3 protein-coding genes are annotated in these 7,682 nt (G+C 55.5%); all 3 read right to left on the minus strand.

The features are described 5' to 3' along the window. The coding region (locus ABYV89_RS12395) for a transposase (protein WP_432823269.1) at positions 1-347 on the minus strand (347 nt) is incomplete at its 3' end. A 111-nt stretch (positions 348-458) separates the two neighbouring features. Then, complete coding sequence (locus ABYV89_RS12400; protein WP_432823270.1) at positions 459-1,403, minus strand: hypothetical protein; 945 nt, start codon at positions 1,401-1,403, stop codon at positions 459-461. Between the two features lie 2 nt (positions 1,404-1,405). After that, the gene (locus ABYV89_RS12405) at positions 1,406-7,630 is read right to left on the minus strand and encodes a transglutaminase domain-containing protein (RefSeq protein ID WP_432823271.1); all 6,225 of its coding nucleotides are present in this window, start codon (positions 7,628-7,630) and stop codon (positions 1,406-1,408) included. Positions 7,631-7,682 lie beyond the last annotated feature (52 nt).

Here is a 7,682-nt window from a genome sequence, read left to right on the forward strand (position 1 = left end):
AGTTCGAGAGCATAGGCATCGGCCTCTACCAGGACAGCGGCATATCTCCCCTGAAATAAATGCCCGGCCCGCTTGCGTTTAACGTTGTAGTAGGTCGTGTATGAGCCGTTGACATGCTGCATGATTTGCGACAAGTTGCCTTCCGGCGTTTCAATGAACAGGTGGTAGTGATTGCTCATCAAGCAGTAACAATGGATGACAGCCCCATATCGCTCCGTTGCCGATTGGAGATAACCGAGAAACTTCTCCCTATCCCTTCGACTTTTGAAGATATCTTTACGCTCATTCCCGCGGGAGGTTACGTGGTAATACGCCCCCGGATACTGAATTCGTAACGGTCGTGCCATTTCCCCCTCCGGCTGTTGGGCCTTCAGCAGTCATTAAACGATCCATCTTTTTTGTCAATGTGTTACTCTGACCCCTCTGTTACTCTGCTTTTGCACTCCTGAGCTTCTGCCTCAAGGTGCGGTTACGTTTTCGCCAGGGTCGGTGATCACAAACAGATTACGCTTCGGGTCGAATTCGAGATTACTGGTGTAATCGGAGTTGAGATAGTAGTGCATGCCGACCTTGAGGACTCCTGTTGAAAATCTTATATCGCCACGAATCTTTCCGTACATCGCGCGCTTCAAATTTCCGGTTTCGTCAACTTCTGATCGGACTCGAAAGATAAAGTTATTATCTTCTGCCTCGTTTTTATCATCGTACCTACCATATGAACCTCTTGAACGGCGGCGCTCTAAATTCGATTGATATCCTGATTCAGGTGCCATTCGCGACAAGCGAAACCAACTCCCAACATTAAAATCTCCTCCACCATCATCCTTAAACACCTGAATGCCATCATGTGCATTTGAAAACGTCAGGGTCATCTTCGCATCGAAATTGTCAACATTGTCGAAGCGCCGTTCAACATTGAAGATGAAATCGGAATGCGTTCCCTGCCCATATGGGATTACCCAATCCGCCTTCTCTAAATCGAAACCGACTTCTTCTTCTGTTACTGGTACATTAAAAGAGGCATTTCGCACATACATCGGCACAGGGTTGACAATGGGGCGCATGACCACAGTCAACTTCTTCCCCCATGGCTGCCACACACCTAATTTTTGCGCATAGAAGTCATGATGGAATGTACTATCATAATACCCGTCTTTAATAGCTGTCCCCACAACAACACCATCATTTGAACTTGATGTGATACTACAATTACCTTTATCGTCGGTGTTTCTAATCACAGGCATTTCGCCGCCAGAAAATCGCACCCTTAATTTGGCATCCTTCAATTGTTTTCCAGATTCATCAATGACTTTTACGTTGATATTAATAACACCAAAAGCATTAGCATTGGTGTTTACTGCCAAAACAATAATAACAAATATTGTAATAAGAATATTTTTCATGGCTACTCTCCATTTATTAGCGATTTCCATCCGTCATACAAACTGAACAAATAAGAATAAGCAACAACATAAATATCGCTGTGTCTCCAATCATAGCCTTCCAATCTGTTATCGGGCCATGGTTTTCTTATCGCAAATGTCTGACGAATATCGATATCTCGATCTTCATCCAGTGTCCGTATTTCCTTCACCCCACGATGCCCTGCAGCAAAGGTCAGAGCTGAAATTTCGTTGGCAAGGAGTTCTTCACGCAGCAGTTCCTCCGGTAGCGTATCGAACACAGAGAAAAGCGAATCGGAATAGAGCCCCAAAGGTTCGTGATCGGCATTCTTCGAAAATAAAGGCCGAGTACGCAGCACATTGGGTTCGAGGGCATTGGCTGTAGCCGGCGCAATCATCATACAGTTCGGGATTTCCTCTGGCAAAGAAGGCTCATCACACTGATAGTAGCCGTCCGACAAGACGTAATTGAACCCCCAACCGCCAGCATCGCTGTCCGGGTCGACAATTGTTGGAAAACGGCCTTTGAACAACTCCTGAATCGACCAAGAATAGGTGCCGAGTTTGGAACGATTGGTCAGGCTATAGTTTTGTACAATATCTTCCCAACCCGGCCAGTCATTAACGTTTGTTTGATAGTTTGTTCCTGCGGGGTCGTTCACCGCCAACTCGAGCGTATAGTTGAAAGGGCGGAACGCCTCGTCAGTTGGCGTGTAATAGACATAAGTCCCTGTGTTAGCTCGAACTTGGGCAAAAATGTCGCGCCAGGTCAGGCTTGCCCTACCATCCCCGGAGTCAAACACCTTGTACCACTCCGACGCCCATAAGAAGGGTCGATAGCCTTGCTCCAATTCGACTGGCTGTTCTTCCGGGTAACGCCAAGCAGGGTGGTACATCGATTCCTTGGTCGCTGTCCGCCAGGGAGTCCCGACAGCATAATCGACCCCGCCCTCATAAACATCTCTGGGCGTATATGCTTCTTCGGCCACGGCAGGGTTGACCATCAGGTAACGTCCGATGGTCATCCCCTCGCGAATCGCGCTTGAAATGACCATGTTGCCGAGACTGTGGCCAAAAATTGTAGCTTCGTCCAACCCTTGGGCCGCGACAAACTCCTTCAGTAGTCTCCCAGTATTGAAGGCATGTCGCACATTTACATGATAATTCGGCGAACGTTCCACTATTGGCCATTGAGAATCCCACCCGAACCAGGTTATCCCCCAGAATTTGACTTTAGACCCAGACCAGTAGAACCGCTTGAAAATCTCGGCCTGCTCGCCGCGTGCGTCCTGGTCGTTGACGTTGTAACCATGGACATGGATGAGGTTATTGTTCTGTTCATTTTCGGCATCGAAGCCGGCAAAATGCCCTTTATTCTCAAAATCATCTATAAACAAACGATCCGGCTGGTCTATGTCGGGCACCGACTCAGATGCGAACACGCTCTGCTGTCCAGAATTGACTTGATAAAAGTTTTTCAGCTCTCCTATCAAGCTCTTCCGTCTATACATCTGCTCCACACCATCCAGACTGAGCTTGAGCTCGACCCTTGCCACGACCTCACCCAGCGCATTGGTCACCGTCAGCTGCAGGGGCTCGGTGCCAGGCAACACCCCTTCGATCAAGACGACCGGCGCCGAGGCAGGAGTTGTCGCCTGAACCACAGTCGTAAACAGCGATTCCTCCGCCGCTGACAGGGCTTCAATACCACCAGCGCGCACTTTTCGCGAGGCGGCCATGCCCAACTGCCGGGCCGTATCAACGACAGTCAGATAGTCCCCTGCATTCACGTTGGTCAACTCCGTAAAGACCACCCGCAGATTCTCCGCATTGGAGATCAGACGGTAGGTATATGACGCTGGAGGGAAGGTTCTTACCAAACCAGCGATATCGAGAGTCACCGGGAAGAAGTCGATCAGGTCGCGCACGCCATCGACGATATTGTTTTCATTATCAAGAAAAATGCTCGCGGATTGTTTGACACCAGGGATATCACTCCCTTCCGTCTCCCCTTCATCGTCATCGTCATTAATCCAGAAATAATAGGTATCGCCGCGCCCGGCCCGATCGATATCGCTTTGGTCTATTACGCGGCTATGGTCGTAGTCGGGGACCAAAGCGGCGTTGACGATACTGACCTTGACCGTATCGGCACCGACATTGGTCGTTACACCTCCCGCCGCCGTCTCGACGTCCAGCCAGATCGACTGGGCCTCGCCGGCATCGGCGATCCCTTCCACGTACACCTGCCAGAGGTGCGGCGCAATCGAGGCCCCCAGCTGTTCCAGCGTGTAGCTGGTGTTGGGCGCAATGTAGTTGCCATCCTCGGCCAGCCCGGCCACCTTGCGGCTGACGCCGCCATCCTTGCTCCACAATCGCAGGCTCCCCGGCGCCGGCGCATAGACATACCCCGCCGCCTGGTCGCCGCTGCGAGTGATCAAGGCCGGATTGGATGCGTCGTAAGTGAACTTCACCCGCACCTGCGTCGGGTCAAGAGTGCCGTCGATCTCAAGCAGCAACGGCACGAACGGCGCGCTGGCCCCATCCCCCTGGTTACCGAACATATCAATGCCATCGGCGAAGCCCGGCACCTTATCGCGATCCACGTCGAGCCGGTTGGTGAAGATCACCTTACCGGGGGACTGGGACTGGGCCTCAACAAGTTCCTCCAGAGGGTCACGGGCGGGCAACCGATGCGTGCCGTCCTCGTTCATGCCGGCATTGTTGTCACTGTCGATGTCGAGATCAACCAGCTTCGTGTTGATTGGCACCTTCTCGCTCCAGACCTCGGCCTCGTTCCAGCCGTGATTGAGCACCACCTGCACAAAGTATTGCCTTGCAGGGTCGAAGTGCAGGTTGCTCGGGATGATGTCCGTGTTTGCTCCCATGGTATCCGCCGACATCACGTAGACCAGGTCGACCCCCTGGTAGATCAGGAAGGAGGCCGAGACGGCATCGTAGTCGAGGGGGAGGATGGAGTAGCTCACCGGGACATCGGCAACCGGGAAGCCGTACTGGTTGAGTTCGACCGTGATGGCATCGGGCATATCAAGGGCGGCGCCGATGTAGTCAATCGACCAGTCGAGCGGAACGGTTTTGGTCTGGTCTGTCTGCTGAGTAGCGCAGCCGCTACAGCTGTTAACGTAACGACTGACCGTGTCGCTAGCACTGGCACGCACGACCACGCTGTTGCTTCCGACCGCCAGAGTCACATCGCCCTCGTACATGTCCGAGACCGTGGTGTTGAGCGTCCCCATGGCACCATTGAAGCTGACGCTAAGGCTGTCGGGCTCCACGAAAGCGAAGGCTCCATCGCCTGCATTCTGATTGCAACTGAGAGTTTCGCCGCCACAGGTGAGGTTTTCTGCCCCCGGCTGGGCGGCCGTCCCTTCCGCAATCATCTCCGCCTTGGCGCGGACCTTGACCAGAGGACCGGCCGGTCGCACGCGATACAGAGTGTCCTCGCTGTGCAACGACAGGAAGCTGCTCGGCGGAACGCTCTCTCCGCAGGTTGAATCCGGGGCGGCGGCATTGGTGTATCCGGTGAAATAGGCCGGAGGCAGGGTGACCGCACCGGTGCCGGCATAGCTCACCGTGATCGGGTACTTGCCGTCAGGATAGCTGCCCATAACGATCCCGGCAGAGACGACGCCGTTGCTCCAGGTGACGGCGGTATCGCTGCCGGTGACAGCACACTCACCCCAGCTCGGCAGGGTCTTGGAGCAGGCATCGTCCCCTGTCACCTGGGCTTGCAGCATGGTCTGGTTGGCACTTTCAACAGTACACCAGCTGTGCCAGGAGGCCGGCGTTCCGGCCGCAAACAGGATCGGCACATTGGCCACCGGGTTGCTGTACTGGTCCAGGACCTTTACTCCGATTTCGCCTGCATATTGCAGGATAGAACCGGCGATCTGGTTACCGAACGGTACCAGCTGCATCGGTGTCCCCGGGATCGCGATGGCGACAAACGCCTGGACCAGCTCGACGTTATTTTCCAGCCTGGCGGTGACGGTGTTTTCCCTTGCGAAGGAGGCGAACTGATCGCCGTCTCTGGAGTAGGTTGTTGCCTCGACCAGGATATTGCTGCCCAGCTTGAGTTTCGATGAGGTGCGGGCGATCCCCCTGAGATCGGTCGTCGCTGCGATCGTCTGCTCGCCGTTGGCGAAGACACCACCGCCTCGCTGTATCTCGAAGACAACCGGAGCTCCCGCCACCGGCCGCCCTTCGGCGTCGCGAACCAGGACTGCCAGCGGCTCGTTCAACTGCGTGCCGGCGGCGCCCACTTGGAAGTCGGTGCCGCCAAGCTTGTGGACAGAATGGGCGGCGAGCGGATTCAAATTACGCAGCGCTGCAAAGGGGCTCTCGAAAGCAGCGACCCACTCATAAGCCCAGCTGGATGGCGAAACGACCGTCATACCCCCGGCAATCTGCCCTGAGAGCATGTAACCAGCCGCTCCGGTAACCGGATCTTCCTTGAGGTAGCCGATGCCGCTCCAATCCTGCAACGACACCGCTTGCTCCGGAATCTGCACCGTCATACCCTGGACCACTGCAGTGGTAATATCGGCTTTGACGTTGTCGGCAAAGGGCAGGGTCGGCACGACCGTATCGACATTGGCCGCATCGATGGTCAGGATAGGCACCAGGCTGTCGCTGGCCAGACCGAGCAACCTGGCGGTGGAGACGCTCTCTACCTGGAAGGCATCTTCGAAGATGCGGCTTTCGAGCACCGACCCTTCCAGGGCCGAGAGTTGCATGAACATTTTCTGGCGATCGTCGGCAACCTGTGACCGTCTGACGCTTTCGACCGAACGCAGGTCGGCATCGAGAAACAACCCTTTCCAGGCAACGCCCTGCGGCACACCCAGCAGTTCAACGACCTCCAGCGCAGCGCCGAGGGTCACCACCGTGGGGATGGGGCGCAACCTGCGCAGATTGAACAACCGGGCCAGTTCAGACTCTCCCTGGTTCCAGCGGTCGACGTAGTTGAGTGCTTCGCGATAGAGCAGATCGGTTACTTCAATGTCAATATTCGCAGAATCAGGCAGCACGGCATCCTGGGCAACGACGCCGATAATCGCCGGGTAGCCCGCAACCAGCGTATTGTTGAAGGCGACGTTGCCGGCCGGCGAAACCAGCTCAACCTTCAATTCCAAGTCGCCGCCGACGGCAATCCCATCCTTTCCGACCACGATGCGTTCGTCGTTGACCGTCAGCACCGGACGCAGACGCACCAGATACGCCGGCGTGTTTTCCAGCCCTCCCCAGATGTTGATGATTTCCTGATCTTCAACCGTTTCCGGCTCAAAACCAATGACCACCTGCTGGTTGGAAAGCTTGTAGACCGGCAGACTGAAATCAAACAGCGGCAAACTCTCGGGGGCGGGTGAATTGGCCTGGAAATGTGCGGTATGGATCAGCGCAGAGGGGAGACTGGCGTATTCTCCGGTGATTGAAATCTCGGTAAACTGCGGTGCGCTGGGGAGAATCGCCAGGTTTTCACTGCGGAGATTTCGCGAATGCAGTAACTCCGGATAGGTTGTACCAGGAACGGTCGCCGCCAGAAAGTTTTCGGTCTCCTGGCGAACGTATTCTAGAGGCGTCTGGAGCTGGGAAGCCGCCAGGTAGGCATCACGGAGAGCGTCAAGAGGATTGCCCGGCGCCCCGTAAAGGTCGATGGAACCCGACTCGTCGTAACCAGCGACCTTGAAACTGGTATCAAGCGGCAGCCAGATCTTGCCCTGACTGTCGGCCATGGCCCCGCGATAGTTGGCGTACGGAATCAGGGCTTCGACCCAGACATGTTCGACCCGGTAATTGATGATCTCCAAGCCGTCCATCACCGGCTCAAAGGGGATTCCCGCCTTACGGAAGAACTCGCCGATGGCCGCCGGGTCTTCGATCCCGGTCAGCGACTTGATCGCGCCTAGCCCGGGGAAAAATTCGACCACCCCGCGTACGTAGCGGGCCGGATAACCGGACGCACGAAACAGTGCCACCAGCAGAGCCGCCTGGTCGGCATCGTTGCCGCTCTTCTGCCGCAGGGTTTCCTCGGCCCCCTTCATGGCCCCGAAGTACCACTCGGTCTCAACGTTGTTCTTCACCCATTCGTAAATCGCAACCGGGTCCCAGTTCTGCTGACTGGCGGCGATGGCGATGGTCTGGGCCTGATCGCTGATCAGTTTGGAGATCGGCGCCTCGGGCGAACCTTGAAGGTCGGCGGCCACATAGCTGAGAGAGCCGGCCTGATAGGCAGGGACGATACTCGGGGCCATGGTC

Source organism: Trichloromonas sp. (assembly GCF_041583255.1).
GTDB lineage: Bacteria > Desulfobacterota > Desulfuromonadia > Desulfuromonadales > Trichloromonadaceae > Trichloromonas.

Excerpts from the sequence above, each read along its gene's own strand:
- ABYV89_RS12400 (WP_432823270.1), bottom strand. The coding sequence starts at position 1,403 with ATGAAAAATATTCTTATTACAATATTTGTTATTATTGTTTTGGCAGTA.